The following is a 17687-nucleotide window of genomic DNA, read 5'->3' as shown; positions in this document are numbered from 1 at the left end:
TGGAACAGTAACAGCTGGTACGGTAAGCAATGCTGTGGGCACTATACATTATAGCTGGAAGAATGCTTCCAATGTTGAAGTAGCCACTACTGCCAGTAAATCTGGATTGCCTGCTGGTGCATACACCCTCACGGTAACTGATGATTGTTCTTCTCAATCAAATGCTGTTACCATTGGCGGCCCTGCTGCAGCACTGGCTTTGGGTACTTGTTCAAAAACTGACGTTACCTGCGCCGGCGGGGATGGTTCAGTTACAGCAGGTGCTGTTACCAATGCTATAGGTACTATACATTATAGCTGGAAAAATGCATCCAATGTAGAAATAGCCACTACAGCAAACAAGACTGGATTAAATGCAGGAACTTATACATTAACCGTTTCAGATGATTGTTCTTCGCAAACCTGCAGTGTAACTGTTAACGCGCCCCCAACAATCACAACACCATCGGCGTCTGTAACTCAACAACCTGATTGCTTTATCGCTAAAGGAACTGTTACTGTTTCCAGTCCGGATGGATCTACAACATATACACTTACACAGGCAAATATTGTAAAATATACGGCTGTCAATGGTGTATTTAGTGATGTTAATCCTGGAACTTATACCCTGGTAGCCTCCATAGGCATCTGTAGTAAAACCGGGAATAACGTAACAGTGAACACCCAGCCTGGAACACCAGGAACGCCTTCCGTTTGTGTTGTACAGCCATCGCTTTGCGGTCCTGCAACCGGTAAGGTTAACTTTACCAATTTAGGTACAGGATACCAATACAGCATAGATAATGGCGCGCATTGGCAGGATTGCAACGTGTTCCTAACTGTTGCAGCAGGTGGTGTTACAGGATTAAAGGTCAAGTCTCCTGCAGGTTGTATTTCTCCATCAGCCAATTGCAACACCATATGTACCAGTGACCCTGTAGCATGTTCTGTAACTGGAAGAATTGCAGCCAAATCAACAAATACTGCGATAACAGATGCGGCTCCATTACAGGTAAAAGCCTATCCCAATCCTTTTAACCAGAAGATCAACTTTGTTGTCACTTCCCCTGTTTCAGGTAAGGGTAGCCTTGATGTGTATAATTCTCTTGGTCAAAAGATCAGGACTGTATACCAGGGCAATATCAACAAAGGAAGCCAAAACTTTGAGTTGCACCTTTCACAAAGGCAGGTATCCAACCTTATCTATGTGCTCCGCGTGGGCAGTCAGCAAGTAAGTGGAAAGATCCTCCAGGTCAATCAATAGACCTCTCACAATAAGAACACCAAAACAGCAAAAAGGTGGCCAATTGGCCACCTTTTTTAATTAACCACCTATCAAAAAGAGTTACAGCAAGCCATCATTATTATTCATACCAGGATCCCGGGTTCAGGTCGCGATACCGGTTTGCATTTTGCTCGGGGTCTTCACCATTGATAGCGATCATGGCAATGTCCAGGAACTCCATGCATACAATGGTTTCATCAGCCTGCATCTCGAAAACAAAGTTCATCACCGTGTCCAGGTAATCATCAACTGGTGTTCCCCACTCATCGAAACCCCCGGTATAAAAATGAAGCAGGGAGGCCAGCTCCGGCAGGCGCGGGTTCAGGGCCTTGAAGGAAAACCTGCCCGGCCGCTTCATCGCGGGATAAGTAAGCATGAAGTCATCACAAACCTTAGCCAGTTGCTGCCCCAGGTAGGCCGCCTGGTAATAATCAAAGGCCATTTGCTCCGCCCCGTCTTCCTCAAAGTCGGAAGGCTTTTCAAGGGTGATCCGCACATCCCCGGGGGCCTCCAGTTGCAGGTATTCCAATATGCTTTCCTCAGAATAGCCCCTGAATTCTGATATGTGAAATGTTGTCATAGTGGACATTAGTACCTCAAAATTAGGAAATGAAATGTAAAAATGCTAATAAATTTAGTAATGTGATTTTGCCTAACTTAGAAGACAACCCTAAATGCGTACTTATCGAATAGAGTAAAGGCGCAATCGCTTCGTCGAACATAATATAGACAGCTATTATTCACCCACTACCTTGTCATCCTGAGGAACGAAAGATCTGTGGGGAATGCTTAGGCGGCTATTAAAACTTTAAACCCACTTTGACCTTCTTAAAAATAAACGTAGCGCTTCTTAAATAGTGATTAGCTCCAAAAGTCTTACAGAGCGAACAAGACTCTGAAAGTGCAGTCCAAAGATCCCGCCTACGGCGGGATGACAAAGAATCATTGTTTCCACATTGCAGTTCGTCCTCATTTCAAAAGTTTAAGAATGATACTTTATCTAGAATTGTTGCATGAATCACCACCATCGCGCATAGACCTGTCTGCAATCGACCACCGTTTACCTTGTCATCCTGAGGCACGAAGGATCTGTGGTAACCACATAAGCGACCTTTATATAATTGTAGTTTGTAAGACCTTCTTCAATCAATAGAACCAACATCCATTTAATACCTTCCGGGCAAATCCCTCGGTGGCCAGCAGCCACATATCTCTTTATTTAAAAACTCCAACCTTGGGTTCATTTCATTGATCAACTTCATTTTCTTTTCTCTTGTCAATCCTTTTATCTCCTTTTCCCTTGCTATTGCCTCATTAATGTACTTATATGGTTCGTAGTATAAAAGATGGTACACATTATACCTGCCTGTAAAACTAGTATTGTGACCTCTCTGCTTATAATGCTCTGTGATTCTTTGTTCCAGGTCGTTGGTGACACCAGTATAAAGTACCGTCATTAATTCATTGGTAAGTATGTAAACGAAGTATGGCTTTGTATACATAAGATTAAAGTAATAATGGTCTTGGGAGAAACAAAATAATAACAAGGGATTCGTTCCTTATGATGAAGAGTTGAGCTGCACAACAATTTCAGGCACCCAACCTGTGCAGTTCAAAGATCCCGCCCTAAGGCGGGATGACAGAGAATCAGTGTTTACTTTTTGCAGTCAGAGCTAAATTCAATAGTTAAATAGCTTCCTGGCTGCTGACGCTCCCAATTCTTCGTGACTGTTATCACAGTTGCGGCAGCATAAATGATAGAATTTTACTTTATGCTCACAACTCCCATACCTGCCTCTATTCCCCAGCCCCGGCAAGGACTGAGGGCCAACGCCGGCCAGTTTTGGCTGCTGGTGCTGGTGAATGCTTTTGTGGGCAGCATGGTAGGATTGGAGCGTTCTATCCTTCCTGCTTTCGGCAAGGAAGTTTTTGGCATCGAAGGCAAAGCAGCATTACTTTCCTTCCTTGTTGCCTTTGGTAGTTCCAAGGCCCTCTTCAACCTGGTGACAGGCCAACTGGTAAAAAGATTCACCCGGAAAAAAATATTGTTGTTAGGATGGCTCGCCGCTATCCCTGTCCCGTTTTTATTGATGTATGCCCCTTCCTGGGGCTGGGTGATCGCGGCCAATGTATTCCTGGGCATCAACCAGGGACTTGCCTGGTCATCCACTGTGATCATGAAAATAGACCTGGTGGGTGAGAAGAACCGCGGACTGGCCATGGGCATTAACGAGTTTGCAGGTTATGTATCCGTAGGACTGGCCGCTTACCTTGCCGCAACTATTGCCGCCGCCAAAGGCTATGCCTTCTTTCCTTTCCTGCCTGGTATTGCTTTTTCACTGGCAGGTGTTTTCCTTACCCTGTTTTTTGTAAAGGACACTTTACACCTGGTGCGGCATGAAGCTGTCAGACACAAGGGTCCTTTGCTGCCTCACTTATGGAGAAGCACCAGCTTCTCACATCCCAACCTGGGAAGCGTAACGCTCAATGGATTGGTGAATAACCTGAATGATGGTGTCATCTGGGGCTTGCTGCCGGTATTCCTGCTACAGAAAAATTTTTCCATCAGCCAGGTGGGTATAGTGGCAGGCGTGTATCCTGCCGTATGGGGATTGGGACAATTATTTACCGGGCGCCTGGGAGATGCGGTCTGTAAAAAACAGGTCATCACGGCGGGCATGTGGTTGCAGGCCATAGGTCTGGCCGTGCTTGCAGCATCAGCCAGTTTCCTTCCGGCCCTTTTATCCATGGTGCTGATGGGTATAGGCACCGCCATGGTTTACCCCAATTTTTTATCAGAGATAGCTGCCAACACCCATCCCCTGCAAAGAGCTGAGAGCCTTAGCATCTTCCGCTTCTGGCGCGACAGCGGCTATGTGATCGGCGCCCTGGTATCGGGTGTGCTGGCCGACCAGTGGGGCATTCCTTTCACCCTCGTGATCATAGCAATGGTCACTGCAGCTGCAGGACTTGTTGCGCATATACGTATGTGTTGCACCAACAAACTCCTCTGGCCTTCGCAGCGCTGCGTGGAGGTATTTTGATGGCAAGTAAGGGCCACTAAGACGCAAAGACGGAAAGGAACACAAAGAAGAAAGAAGTTTCCTTTAGTTGATAGGTTACAGGGATAGTGAAGGAGATGAAGAAGCATTGGTGCCTGTCCCTCTGAAGGACGGGATCTTTGCGAGGAAAGTATAGCTAAATCTTTGTTTAGTATGACTGTTGTCACTCTCTTCTCTGTCGTCGAAAATAATACAGACTGCTATTGTTCACCCACAAGCTTGCCTGTCCCGATGAATGGCGGATCACCCCGCAGTGGCGGGGTCTGTGGTAAAAGAATAAGCGACCATTGAAATTTTAAAGACTGCATGAACTAATCTTCTTTCAACTTCAACGTAACCAAAAAACTCTTCAAACCTTTAGCCTGGTCCAGCGCCTCATTGCGGAAATTCGATTACTGAAACCTCAATGGTCCGAAGCGTAACGTCGGCAATGCAGCGCCTTTAGTTTCTGCGCATAACACGTGATCGATTTGTTGGCATCAAACAAAAAGGTCTAATAACTGCACCTTCAAGGAAAGACTGTAATCTTAATGCATCAAGCCAACAGTAGTAATGACCGTTGTGCGCTGGCTGCGCTTCCCTTGCGGAGCAATAAGGGAAGCGTGCCCTTTTTTTTGTTCTTTTTTTGGGCAAGCAAAAAAACGAACAAAAGAACTAGCCGAAGGCACTGTAGCCAAAACAATAGACCCGCGTTCAATCCTAACCGTTAACTAAAGGGAAATACGTTTTATGTTAATGGTGCATACATATACCCGTCCTTGCGTAACCAGTATCGGAAAGAACACAGAGATTTTCGCAGAGGATCGCAGAGAGGAGACAAGACTCTTACACTCTGCCATCATTGCGGAAACAAGTGAAGTCTTCTTATAAATTTACACGGGATGGCATAAACTTATTGGATAACACGCCAACAAGAGCTGGCAATTTCTTGAGGCGGAGCGTTACTAATTAAATGGCCGCGAGTCCATTGCTTATCACCATATGATTAATGCACTGTGAAGCAAAGCAAAGAGACTCGCTGGCGAAGTAAATATGTTAAACCAAAGAAAACGATTTCATTTTAACGTCAACATACCTATACATCTCCTTGCGTAACCAGTATCGCAAAGAGCACAGAGAATTTCGCAAAGGATCGCAGAGAGGAGACAAGACACTTTCCACCTTGCAATCATTGTATGTACAGACGCCCGTCCAACCTAATCCTAAAACTGGAAATAAATAAAAGAACTACCCGTCTCCTGGCTCATGATCAATGCCACCAGCATCAGGCCCCAGGCAATCCCTACCAGCCACCACGGCGCATGGTTCGCCACATTCAGCACCCTGCGTTCACGCATATACCAGTGCGTTAGCACCAGCGCCACCGTAATGATGCTAACCTTGATCACCGCCAGGGTGGAAAGCACGCCAACACCATTGTGCACCGCACCAAACAGGGAAGACAATAGATGCCCGGCAGAAGAAAAATCAGGCGATCTGAAAAATACCCAGGTCACGTTGATCAGGAAAAATGTTAGCAGGGCCAGTGTAAAGTTGTGCGGCCATATTTTTTTCAGGAACCGTGGAGCAGCCACTCCCTGTAACACAATTGTTTCGGTAGCCAATGAAGGTGCAGGCACCAGTGATCTTTTCTTACGGAAGTCCTGGATGAATTTCTCCACGCAGAGATAGGTGCCGTGCAGGGCACCCCAGGCTACGAAGGTCCAGCTGGCGCCATGCCAAAGGCCGCCCAGCAGCATGGTGATCATCAGGTTCACATAGGTGCGCAGTTTGCCCTTGCGGTTGCCACCAAGCGGAATATAGAGGTAGTCACGCAGCCAGGCCGACAAGGTAATATGCCAACGCCTCCAGAAATCGGAAAAGCCTATGGCCGCGTAGGGATATAAAAAGTTTTCGGGCAATACAAATCCCAGGCAGGATGCTACCCCGATAGCACAGGAAGAATAACCCGCAAAGTCAAAAAATATCTGTCCTGAAAATGCCAGCACGCCCATCCAGGCATCCAGCGCCGGTAGCTGCCCTTTGGCAGTAAAGACCGTGTCGGCAGCACCGGAAAGCATGCTGTCGGCAAGCACTACTTTCATAAACAGGCCCAGTGTCAGGAGAAATAATCCCTGTAATAACTGTTTTTGGCTTGCTTTGCGCGGTGTTTCAAATTGAGGCACCAGTTGTGGTGGCCGCACAATAGGACCCGCCACAAGGTGCGGAAAGAAGGTCACGAACAAAGAAAAGTTGAGTAAGGAGCGCACAGGTTCACTTTTGCGTTTGTACATATCGATGGTGTAACAAAGCGTGGTGAAGGTGTAAAACGATATCCCCGCAGGGAGGATGATATTTGGTTTGGCGGGATGATAGTTGATACCAATGCTATTGACCAGGGTTACAAAGTTGTCAAGGAAGAAGCCCCCGTATTTAAAAAAGCAAAGCATGCCCAGGTTACCGATAAGGCTGACCACCAGCAGCAGCTTTTTGCGGTGCTTGTTCTCTTCGGTATACAGGGCCCGGCCCACGAAAAAGTCTATGACAGTAGAGAGCCAGAGCAAGAGGATGAAGGGTGGGTTCCAGGCTGCATAGAAAATATAACTGGCCAGCAGCAGGTTCACCTTTTTCACCTTCCAGGAAAAGGGCAGGTTATGCAACACCAGCATCACCATAAAAAACACGATAAAGGTGTAGGAATTGAAAAGCATATAGGTTGGTTGAGTGTTGTGAATTAATGAGTGGAAAGCGCGAGCTTATTGTTGAACCATCCTTTTTGGTCAAGCGCTTCAATAAAGGCCCTGGTAAACAAGATGCCGTCCGCCGGTTTTAAATGCGACCATTCAGGGCATACAAAATGCGCCATGGCGGGATAATCTGCAAAATGCAACCCGGGGCATCCTGTATAGGATAGCAAGGCATCCCAATATTGATTACGGGGATAGAACTTGTTTTCTGTCTCCAGCATCACGCCACTGGAAGGTGTGCGCACGAAAAGCACCTGGCCACCCCTGCTTCTGATCTTGTCGGTACAGGCTTTCACTTCGCTGAATACCTGTTGAATGGTGTCGTAGCCTGCGGGCCTGCCGCGAATGGACCCTGCCATCCAGATATGCTTCACCTGGGCCTGCATAGCTGTATCAGACACAAACTCAGGACTCATGGAAGTTTGCCTGTCAAAGGACACATATGAAAATTTTGGAGGGAACTGTGGACCGCCAAAAACACCTTTTCTTGGGGGCAGATCAATATTGTCCAGCAGGGCGTTTAGGGAGAAAGTGTTTTGCTGCAGGAACACCAGCCTGGATTCGAGCAGGTGGTTGATCATAAAGCTGGCCCGCTGGGTGGGTGTCCTTTTTTTATAGTAGGCAATATTATCATTGGGTGTTTTTTCCCGGGGATTGCCCCTGGGTTGAAAAAACAATCCTTCTGTAACATCCACTACCAGCTTACCCCTGAAATTTTGATCATTGGCAAGGTCTTCCAGTACCGGTCGTGGCGTAGAACCCACCATGGCGAGCTGGATGGCATGATTGCCTGTTTCTTTTTCCCAGGTAGGAATATCAAGATCAAACTTGATTCGTGACGACCCGATAAATACAGTTGATTTGTCAGCAGGTTCATACACCATGGCGCGTTTGTCCGACCATAGTGCTTCATCATCATTGTATGATACGGGGTAGCCCTGGTGGCGCCAGTAAAGTTCCCAGGCGGCCACGCTGAGCAATGCCAATGCGGCTGCCAGCAGACCTGCTTTGACAAGAGGTGAATGATCCATATAAAGTGTATAGTTGGTTTACAAAATAGCCAGGCTAATCCGCGCTTTTGATCATACAGCTGGTCATTGTGATCTTTGATTCACAGGTAAGAATAATTATTTAGATAGGGAAGATCTGGCGTTTAACAGGGAGTTTATTGAGCACAGCTTGGTTGTCAAAAGGTAGTAGTCTAAGGTAAGCTTATTATAATCAAAATGAAAAATTCAAAAACTTTTACGAAGCAGGCCCGGTGGGCAGTATAAGGCACAGCAGAGCACCTGGTAATTCAAGGTCAATAACCTTGCCCGGGCATTGCCTTCTTTCTATACAATGCCGAAACGATAGTTAGCGCCAATAAAGAAGCCGATATAGCTATCACAATCAAATCATCCTTCCCGGCATGTGGGCCCAGCCACAGGCGTACCATCATAATGGCGAGTGCAACAACAGCAATGGCAGGCCAGTACAGCCATGACCTTCCTTTGCGGCGCGGCATGGGATGAAGCGGCATGCGCCAGGCCAGCCAGCCGAGAAAAAGCAACCCAATCACCGAATTCACAATATGAATGATGCGGTAGGCATTGGCAGTGAGGTGGTAGCCCATAAAATCAGATTCAATGGAGCGCACGCCTTCCCAATCCACGGTAGAATGTGTAAAAGTATCCCAGAGTAAATGGGTGCCCGCACCAATGAGTATGGATAGAATAATGATCAATGGCTTCTCTCCAAAACCGGTCCAGTGACCTTGTGCGTACGGACCAAAGCGCCGGTAAAATGGCCGGGGCAGGTGATTCACCAGGGGGCCTTTGACGATGCTATGGAAAATAATGGCCAGGCATATGGCCATGGGAAGATCGAAGGCGAATATCCCCGGAATGGTATGACTGAAGCGGCTCACTGCTTTTCGCATGTGAATGAAATAGGCAAAATCCGGAGCGATGCTGCCGGCCACCAATCCTGTCAGTGAGAACCACCGTTTTTTAGCCAGGTAAAAAGGCACTGCCAATGCAGGATGAGAAAAGGTGAAGGGCATAGGCAAAGAAAGGAAGAAAGAGGAAGAGTTTGCAGTTCGTAGTTTGTAGTTTGTAGTTTTTTAGGTGGGAGATATCTTATCGAATGCAGTCGGCCCTAAGGATTGGATAGAGAGGTTGAAAGGTTGAAAGGTTGAAAGGTTGAAGGGTTACAGGGTTGAAAAGTTGAAAAGTTGACAAGAAGGGAAAAAGAGAGTTGCTGCTTGATAATGAGTGGCGTTCTCCGCGCCCGCTGCGGTTAGGCAAAGGTGGCAATGGCAGCCTACCTATACATTTCCTTGCGTAACCAGTATCGCAGAGGAGAGAGAAGAAGGAGGACTCTTTACCATTGCCATCATTCATTAACATTTGGCAAGCCCTATAGGGGCGGTATTTTGGTAGAAGAAGGCATCATAGAAGAATCACAAAGCCCCATCGGGGCGACATTTTCTTAGCTGTAGATCTCAGGTAGATATTCTTCATCACAACGTATTTATCGGGCAGGGAATATCGAATGATGAAGGGGAGAGAGGGTTTAAAGGTTGAAAAGTTGAAAGGTTGACAAGAAGGGAAAAAGTAATGTTCCTGCTTAATAATCAGCTGCGTTCTCCGCGTTCGCTGCGGTTGGCCAAAGGGAATGGTTGAAAGGTTGAAAAGTTGACAAGAAGGGAAAAAGAGAGTTGCAGCTTAATAATGAGCGGCGTTCTCCGCGTCCGCTGCGGTTGGGCAAAGGTGGCAATGGCAGTCTACCTATGCATCCTTGCGTAACCAGTATCGCAGAGGAGATAGAAGAAGGAGGACTCTTTACCATTGCCATCATTCATTAACATTTGGCAAGCCCTGTAGGGGCGGTATTTTGGTAGAAGAAGGCATCATAGAGAATCACAAAGCCCCATTGGGGCGACATTTTCTTAGCTGTAAATCCCAGGTAGATATTCTTCATCACAAGGTATTTATCGGGCAGGGAATATTCAATGATGAAGGGGAGAGAGGGTTTAAAGGTTGAAAGGTTGACAAGAAGGGAAAAAGTAATGTTCCTGCTTAATAATCAGCTGCATTCTCCGCGTTCGCTGCGGTTGGCCAAAGGGAATGGTTGAAAGATTGAAAAGTTGACAAGAAAGGAAAAAGAGAGTTGCTGCTCCAAACCATGGTTTGAGTAAAACTGCACCTCAAAAGCCTCATCAACCCAAATAACCAGAAACAAAAAACCATAAACCATAAATCCTCCTAAAAACAGATTGCTTCGTTCCCGCAATGACGGTCAAATTGTGTTGCTTCTCCCGAACTTTTTTTAGTAAAAACTGTAGTACAAAAAGCATCTACAACCTAACAACTACAAACTACGAACTACAAACTGTTATTGCTGTCTGGCCCAGCAGCCGATCAGTGAAGCACCATCAAATTTCACAGGGAATTTACACATATCAAAAACGTATTCCTTGTTATCATTGAGCACCGCTCTTTCCACCGTGTTGATGGGGAAGTTGAGTTCGAGCAGCAGCTCATTGTTTTTCAAACAGTTTTTGGCAAAATCAATGGGAAGCACTTCCAGCACATTCATGCCAATGACCTTTTTTGAGAGATGGAAGGTTTTAAAAAAACTTTTATTGGCAAATATGATCATGCCCCTGTCGTCCATCAGCACGGAAATAATAGGGCAATAATCCATAAATTTTTCAAAGATGGTATAAGAGTTTCTTATTTCCTGCGCAACTTCTGACATAAAAAAGGATTTCAGGTGATTGTATCACAAACTAAAATTATGATAGCTGCTATAGAATGATAATGGTCAGTAAAATGCCTGTTAGCTGTCAGGGAGGTATGTTGGAGTCAGGAGTTAGGGAAGAACCACAGAGCCAGGGCGACAGGGAGGATCACGGAGGAAGGTTGAAAGGTTGAAAGGTTGACAAGGAGCAGCTTACCCTAAAGCTACGGCGGACGAGGGAGAGAGAACCGCAGAATATCGAACAAGGAATATCGAATGATGAAGGGGAAAGAGGGCCACGAAGACGCGAAGGCACTAAGAAACGCAAAGAAGAGTTAATCTGGCGAAATGCAAAAATACCTCAAAATTTCAGCCGCGTCCAGTGCCTCATTGCGGAAATTCGATTACTGAAAGCTTAATAGGCCGAAGCGAAACCTCCGCAATGCAGCACCTTTTGCATCTGCGCATAGCACGTGTTCAATCTAAAGCATCAAACAATCAGTTGTAAAGATCGTACAATCTAGAAAAGACTGTAATCATAATGCATCAAGCCACCAATAGTAAAGACCGTTGTGAGCTAGCCAGGCAACTGCGAAGCACCTCATGAGCACTAAAAAACAACTAAAGATCTGCGAATAAAACCCGCGGAGCGATGGGGTTTGCCTGCCCTTTTTTTTGGTTCTTTTTTTTGGGCAAACAAAAAAAACGAACAAAGAAATTCGCCGAAGGCACCCATCATAAAAAATAAAATAACCTCAATCCTAACCAATCCCTTAACCAAAGAAAAACGACTTCAATGTTAATGGCAGCCTACCTATGATTTCATTGCGTAATAAGTATCGCAGAAAAAGCGTATATCTCAGAGGTTCGCAGAAGAGATCAGAGCAAAAAACTTTACTCCTGGCCATCATTCTGATACAATGGAAGAGCCCTGTAAGGGCGGCATTTTGGTATAAGAATGCATCATGGAAGGGTCACAAAGCCCCAGCGGGCGACATTTTCTTAAGCTGTAAAGCTGGAAGATATTATTGTGTATGCATGGGAGAATATCTACTTCTTTGTTATCAAATTATATACTGCATAAATTGATTAATGACACCCCCCCACTGGGTTCATTATATGCTGTCTGAATAAAAATGTGTGCACCCGATTGACCAACGGGTGGGATTATTGCGAGGAACGAAGCAATCTTTCTTAAAGGCCAACGGTTCCTGTAAAAAATACGCCGTGAATTTTTTGGTGTACTCCCAGGTTCTGTTGAAGCAACACCAATGGATTTTTGTAATGGTTGCGCAAGCATTTATTTAAGTCCTCCCGCAACTATGTCTTCCACCCTTATCAACCAATCAACTTGTTAACCTGTCAACTGCTACACTATTGGCTTTGCTTCTTGCGGATGTTTTTCTTTATTTCATCAGTGCAATGCTGAACAAACTGGTCCGCAATGGATTCTATCTGGCGAACATCAAGGGGTTTGGTAATAAAACCTGCCTTGTGTTGCCTGGCAAACTCACGGTCTAATGTATAGGAAGAAGTGGTAAATAAAACAACCGGTATATCGGTAAAGCGTGGCAGGGAGCGAATCTTTTTCAATGCTTCCTTGCCATCCAGGCGCGGCATATTGATGTCCAGGATGATCAGGCAGGGAGCGGGTTCGAAATGGTCCAGGCCTGCCAGGTAAAACAAGGCCTGTTCACCATCGGTGGTGGTTACTACTTCTACATTATCTGCATACCGGTCAAATGCCTCCTTAACCAACATCAGGTCATCGGGGTCATCATCAGCATACAGCACTACGTGTTTCCGGGTATTAGTTTGAGTCATTTGGCGATGGCTTGAACTTGTAAAATTAAAGCAAACTGATGTACTACCACCAAAAACTAAATAGCTACCCCAGGATTTATTTTAGCAATTGATCAGGAATTCTATATCTATTTTCAACAGGTAAGGATCCAGGTGTTCAGTAGATTCAAAGCACCTGATATCCCTGACAGCATACCGGTATTTGCGGTACGTGATCTCTACATAGAAACTGTTATACTGGTAAAGTACCTTATAGACATTATTCTTCCGGAGCTTACCAACAAAAACGCCTTCCTTGTATAACAGGTCCAATTGCTCTTCTATTGCCAGCAGGCTAAAATCAAACATCTTCATATTCCAGGTTCTTCCATTTTGGTTTCAACAAAATTCATGCGAATTGTGGTAATTATGTTTGAAAAAATATGAATATTTAAAAATCATTTATCTGAAATAATTTTTCCTGACTTACTACAGGAACAATAATGCAGCATCTTTTTGATGGATGCTACCATCTGTTCAAAATACAAGGGTTTGGTCAGGCACGCAACTCCAAAGCAGGCACAGTAATCCCTGTCTGATGGGAGCGCTGAAGTGGTAAATGCCACTACTGGTATTTTATGCGTGGCGGGATCATTTTTTAGCAGCGGTAATAATTCCTTTCCTCCTATGCCAGGCATGTTCAGGTCCATAATTATAAGGCAGGGAACTTTTTGTTTGACCAACTCTATAAATTCCCGGGGATCATTAATGCCCTGCACCTGTTGCAACTCAATGCCGGGGTCTGTATTGGCAAGTGCTTCTTTAAAGACCACCAGGTCGTCTTCATCGTCGTCAACATGGAGGAACAGAGGCGCTTGTAACATGTGGCAGGGGTTTTAATTTTTACGGCGGTGAAAGTAATTAATAATTGGTCGCTGCCTGCATTATGCCAACAAATTTTACTTCAATGCAGTCACTGTAAAATGATATAAATGGTTGATGGATTTATTTTGAGTTGTAAGTAGTAACACCTACTTCAACTTTTCTCCAGTCTTTTATCTTTATGTATAAATATAACTGTATGGCAAAAACGATGGAAAAAGAGTTGCAGATTGATACCCGGGGCATTAAGAATTCCGCCCAGGTCATCAGGGCCATCAGGCATAACCTTCGCAAGGAACTCCTACAGTTGATCCATGCGCATGGAAGAATGACGGTGAGTGAAATGTACCACAAGCTAAACATCGAACAATCGGTTACCTCTCAACACCTGGGAGCACTTCGCCAGGCTGGCTTCGTTCATACCGAACGCAATGGCAAGAATATTTTTTACTCCGTCAATTACCAACAACTGGAACATGTTCATGGTATTGTGGATAAGCTGCTGGGGAAATAGGGAGGGAGAAGTTGAAAGGTTGAAAGGTTGAAAGGTTGAAAGGTTGAATGGTTGAAAAGTTGAATGGTTGAAAAGGTTGAAAGGCTTAATGGTTGAAAAGGTTGAAAGGTTGAAAAGGTTTAATGGTTGAAAAGGTTGAAAGGTTTAATGGTTGAAAAGGATCCGCCTACACATAAGCTACGGCGGACGAGGGAGAGGAGAACCACAGAGGCAGAACGACACAGAGATGCACGGAGAAGTTTGTAGTTTGTAGTTTGTGGTTTGTAGTTGTTTAGGTGTGAAGAGTTGTGACAGAGTGCAAACTGTCTTAGATGGAAAGAGATAATATGTTTTGAGTGCTGTTCAACAATAGTACTGACTGCAATCGATCACCCTTTGACCTTGTCATCCTGAGGCACGAAGGATCTTTGGGGAATGTTTAAGCGACCGTTGTGCCAGTGAGGATTGATTGGCCTAATGAACTACGGAGATAAAACAACAGCGTATAACGGAGAATACCTGCTCCCGAAAACGAAAAGAAACACAAAGAAGAAAGACATTTCGAAGGAATACAAAATACTGAAAGTCATTGCGAGGAACGAAGCAATCTGTTTGGCAGATGTCGTAAGAATAGGGAACCACAGAGGCAGAACGACACGGAGATGCACAGAGATTTTTTGCCGACAAGACGCAAAGGCGCTAAGAGGCGCAAAGAAGAAAGATATTTCGAAGGAATTACAATAAACTGAAAGTCATTGCGAGGAACGAAGCAATCTGTTTGGCAGATGTCGTAAGAATTTGGAACCACAGCGCCACAACGACACGGAGATGCACAGAGGTTCTTTGCCACCAAGACGCGAAGGCATGCGAAGAGTTTGTAGTTTGTGGTTTGTAGTTTGTAGTTTTTTAGGTGGAAGAGATTTTAAAGAATGCAGTCTTTCTTAAGAGTACAAAGAGGCTTTAAAGAAAGACAACCCAAACCTGGGGTCTACCCTCTTCGGTTATGCGATGCCTTTAGGATATCATACAGAATTCAGCGATGGAGTACCTGTGCATCACACAAGAGCTGCCCCACATATATTCTAAATATAACAGTACTGCAGGGTAAGACCCTTTTTACAAGGCATCAAGCCGATTGCTGGCTTCTTGTCACGCTATTGCGGGATGTCTTCCTTCTTTGCTAAACAACTGCCTGCCACTCCAGCAAAGCAAATAAAAAATGCAAAAACTTTGGAAAAGCGAATACGATAAAGAACTGGTTGTAAATATGCTTTGCCCCACATTCATTAATTGAACATCTAATTAAAAGAATCTATGTTTATTTGTACAACACATATCACAAACCCACCCTCCAGGTTACCTGCTGTTAACGTCAAACCAAAACCAAACTAAGAAAGCATCATTCCCACTCGGGCCCATTAATTGTTATACTGTTTCTTTATTACCAATTATGACAAATGGAATCAGTTTCTCAATCCTGTTAGTGGATGATGATGCAGAAGACAGGCAAATAATAGATGAGGCCTTTGTAGAGATCGACAATGCCTGCGACATCAAGAAGTTCGTTTCCGGGACCGACCTCTTGAGTTACCTGGAAAAGATAGGCCCGGAACTCTATCCTACACTTATTGTCATAGACTACAACATGCCGGGTTTAAGTGCAACCGAGTTGTTGGGCATATTAAAGCAAAATGAAGCCTATAAGGACATCCCCGTAGTGATTTATTCCAGTCATACCACACCTTCTAAAAAAGCAGAACTGCAGGCATTGGGAGCCTATGACTTCGTGGAAAAGGGTGATACCATGAAGGCTATCATTGAGATGGCTAAAAGATTCACTGCTCTTTCAAAGGAAAAGATCAGTGATATGCCATGAAAAAAATAAAACCGGCAGCCATCGCCACCGGTTTCACCAGTTAACCAGATCCTTCAGCAGGATCTAAAAAGTACATATAATAAACGGGCAGAACCGTTGCATAGGGCATTATGAATAACCAATCTACTTATAGACAATAGGAATTTGAAAAAGTTTAATAGTCAATAGATGGAAATATTTTGATAAGTAAGTTTTTCCTGATATAAATCATAATGGTAGTTGCTTATGCAACCTAAATTTGTGATGCAATTACAGGAAAGAATTAAAACCCTATAGAAAAATCAAAGCTGGTCCTTACTAAAAAGAAGAATTAAGATCCACGTATTAATGGAAAGATCAGGAGATAAAGTTCCCCAGGCGGGAACTTTCTTTATTTAGCAATAGGTCAATAAATGTTGGGCGATTATTTCCATTTCCTTCCCATTGGAAGGTTTGCGAAAATTTTCTATCCCGTTTTCTTTAAAATAGGCCTCATCAATATGGCTGGTAGCTGTGGAAAAAATGACGATGGGAATGCGGGCAAGCACCTCATCGTTTTTTATCTGCTCAAAGGTTTCACGGCCATTGAGCAAGGGCATATTGAAGTCCATCACTATCAGGCAGGGGAGGCTGCCATCTGCTTTTGCCTGCTGCAGGTAGGCCAGCGCCTGTATGCCATCGGGCTTTTCTATAATGCAAACAGAAGGACTTTGCTTCCTGATAGCTTCGCCATAATATTCCAGGTCGTCCGGGTCGTCATCAACAAACAATATTTTAGCAGGTGTTGTATTCATCCATTCCGTTTTATAAAAAGCCGGGGATAAAATTACGTTTCCATTCTCAACCTTAGTGCTTTTATAAAATAAGGTACAATGATGCTACCCTGGGCATAAAAAATACCCATAAATAGGTAGTCGTTCAGGCTACATATTGAATTAAATTTAATCTTTGAAACGGTAGCATGGCAGTAATAATCAAAAAGGAAGGTACGGTGCTCACCAACAGGGAGCAGGAGGTTATGAAATGGATAGCCCGCGGGTGCAGCAACAAGCAGATAGCAGGCAAGCTGTTCATCAGCGAGGAAACGGTTAAGAAGCATGTAAAGAATATATTTTTTAAGCTAAGTGTCACCAATCGCATTGCGGCTTTAAGAAAGGCCGGGATGCTATAATGTAACTTCCGGCAACGTCCACGCTTCACTGCTGACCATACGAATTTTGTCGGGACAGCAACCAAAACAACAATCATCCCGCCGCAAGGCGGGATTTTTTGTGGGCAAAATGATTTGTTGCATTGAAACGCCAGGCTCTTGTTGGCGTCCCCGCCAACGAGCTAAGAGGCATAATGCACCAGCCATTTGTATTTTGATTTCCCATTATGATAAAAAGATGCTGATGAACATTCATAATCATTCGGTTCAGATACAAGGTTCCAATGTGATTGGCAAGGATTATTATGAATGTATTGCAATTTTTGTAGCAGAAATTTTTCGGACCAACATTCTTTTACCCGGGAGTCCCTTTCCCAAAATTGATAAATCCTATCGGCATTATCTACATAATATTGTTTGAGCTTTTCCTTATGATGGCATTTCAAATGTTCTTTAAATTTATGAGATGTAAAACTTAAAAAGGCTCCCTGGACTTCAGGCCTGGCAAATCCATCCGCAATTTTCCATATCATATGTAAATGATTTGGCATTATAACAAATGCATGCACTTTGCATTTTTCCTGGGTTGAGAGCCATTCCAATGAGTTCAAAATGATTTGCCTACAGGAATTATCTGTTAGAAGGTGTTGCCAGCGGAGAATAGTGGCTGTAAAAAATTCTATGTGATAAGTTAGTTCTTGCACATAAATAAAGATATTATATAAAATAAGTCAATACAATGGGTAT

At 44.3% G+C, this 17687-nt stretch carries 16 protein-coding genes; 5 read left to right on the top strand and 11 right to left on the bottom strand.

Going from position 1 to position 17687, the window contains the following annotated elements; genetic code table 11:
* On the top strand, window positions 1-1243 hold a 1243-nt coding region (locus tag BUA53_RS20300; RefSeq protein ID WP_139256528.1), incomplete at its 5' end, for a T9SS type A sorting domain-containing protein.
* Between the two features lie 100 nt (window positions 1244-1343).
* On the opposite strand, the gene BUA53_RS20295 is transcribed toward BUA53_RS20300, so the two are convergent.
* Complete coding sequence (locus BUA53_RS20295) at window positions 1344-1844, bottom strand: hypothetical protein (protein WP_072837229.1); 501 nt, start codon at window positions 1842-1844, stop codon at window positions 1344-1346.
* Window positions 1845-2430: 586 nt separating this feature from the next.
* On the bottom strand, window positions 2431-2766 hold the full coding sequence (locus BUA53_RS20290) for a GIY-YIG nuclease family protein (RefSeq protein WP_072837228.1): 336 nt from the start codon (window positions 2764-2766) through the stop codon (window positions 2431-2433).
* Between the two features lie 270 nt (window positions 2767-3036).
* Between BUA53_RS20290 and BUA53_RS20285 the strand changes: the two genes are divergently transcribed.
* Window positions 3037-4308: an MFS transporter gene (locus tag BUA53_RS20285; RefSeq protein WP_072837230.1), complete on the top strand. Its 1272-nt coding sequence runs from the start codon at window positions 3037-3039 to the stop codon at window positions 4306-4308.
* 1220 nt (window positions 4309-5528) lie between these two features.
* Here the strand turns inward: BUA53_RS20285 and BUA53_RS20280 are convergent.
* The 7 genes from BUA53_RS20280 to BUA53_RS20250 all read right to left on the bottom strand — a co-directional run bounded on the left by BUA53_RS20280 (window position 5529) and on the right by BUA53_RS20250 (window position 13444).
* Window positions 5529-7016: an MBOAT family O-acyltransferase gene (locus BUA53_RS20280; RefSeq protein ID WP_072837227.1), complete on the bottom strand. Its 1488-nt coding sequence runs from the start codon at window positions 7014-7016 to the stop codon at window positions 5529-5531.
* A gap of 23 nt (window positions 7017-7039) precedes the next feature.
* Window positions 7040-8083, bottom strand: a complete 1044-nt coding sequence (locus tag BUA53_RS20275; protein WP_072837226.1) for a hypothetical protein — start codon at window positions 8081-8083, stop codon at window positions 7040-7042.
* A 272-nt stretch (window positions 8084-8355) separates the two neighbouring features.
* Window positions 8356-9096 carry a DUF4184 family protein gene (locus tag BUA53_RS20270; protein ID WP_072837225.1) on the bottom strand — a complete coding sequence of 247 codons (741 nt, stop codon included), beginning with the start codon at window positions 9094-9096 and terminating at the stop codon, window positions 8356-8358.
* A gap of 1334 nt (window positions 9097-10430) precedes the next feature.
* Complete coding sequence (locus tag BUA53_RS20265) at window positions 10431-10796, bottom strand: hypothetical protein (protein ID WP_072837224.1); 366 nt, start codon at window positions 10794-10796, stop codon at window positions 10431-10433.
* Between the two features lie 1356 nt (window positions 10797-12152).
* Window positions 12153-12602: a response regulator gene (locus BUA53_RS20260; protein ID WP_072837223.1), complete on the bottom strand. Its 450-nt coding sequence runs from the start codon at window positions 12600-12602 to the stop codon at window positions 12153-12155.
* Between the two features lie 81 nt (window positions 12603-12683).
* Window positions 12684-12935 (bottom strand): hypothetical protein, encoded by a 252-nt coding sequence (locus BUA53_RS20255; protein WP_072837222.1) that lies wholly within the window; start codon window positions 12933-12935, stop codon window positions 12684-12686.
* Between the two features lie 83 nt (window positions 12936-13018).
* Window positions 13019-13444, bottom strand: a complete 426-nt coding sequence (locus BUA53_RS20250) for a response regulator (protein WP_072837221.1) — start codon at window positions 13442-13444, stop codon at window positions 13019-13021.
* 197 nt (window positions 13445-13641) lie between these two features.
* On the opposite strand from BUA53_RS20250, the gene BUA53_RS20245 reads away from it, so the two are divergent.
* Together BUA53_RS20245 and BUA53_RS20235 are read left to right on the top strand one after the other, a co-directional pair.
* The gene (locus tag BUA53_RS20245) at window positions 13642-13956 is read left to right on the top strand and encodes an ArsR/SmtB family transcription factor (protein ID WP_175546128.1); all 315 of its coding nucleotides are present in this window, start codon (window positions 13642-13644) and stop codon (window positions 13954-13956) included.
* Window positions 13957-15385: 1429 nt separating this feature from the next.
* Entirely contained in the window at window positions 15386-15811 is a 426-nt protein-coding gene (locus tag BUA53_RS20235) for a response regulator (protein WP_072837218.1), read from the top strand.
* A 374-nt stretch (window positions 15812-16185) separates the two neighbouring features.
* Here the strand turns inward: BUA53_RS20235 and BUA53_RS20230 are convergent, their stop codons facing one another.
* A complete protein-coding gene (locus BUA53_RS20230) occupies window positions 16186-16584 on the bottom strand; it encodes a response regulator (RefSeq protein WP_072837217.1) in 399 nt (132 codons plus the stop codon).
* Window positions 16585-16751: 167 nt separating this feature from the next.
* On the opposite strand from BUA53_RS20230, the gene BUA53_RS20225 reads away from it, so the two are divergent.
* A complete protein-coding gene (locus BUA53_RS20225; protein ID WP_072837216.1) occupies window positions 16752-16961 on the top strand; it encodes a response regulator transcription factor in 210 nt (69 codons plus the stop codon).
* A gap of 161 nt (window positions 16962-17122) precedes the next feature.
* Here the strand turns inward: BUA53_RS20225 and BUA53_RS20220 are convergent, their stop codons facing one another.
* The gene (locus tag BUA53_RS20220; RefSeq protein ID WP_394333169.1) at window positions 17123-17473 is read right to left on the bottom strand and encodes a hypothetical protein; all 351 of its coding nucleotides are present in this window, start codon (window positions 17471-17473) and stop codon (window positions 17123-17125) included.
* Window positions 17474-17687: the final 214 nt, after the last annotated feature.

The sequence above is a fragment of the Flavisolibacter ginsengisoli DSM 18119 genome, assembly GCF_900129295.1.
GTDB lineage: Bacteria > Bacteroidota > Bacteroidia > Chitinophagales > Chitinophagaceae > Flavisolibacter > Flavisolibacter ginsengisoli.
This window is presented reverse-complemented; position numbering and strand designations above follow the sequence as displayed.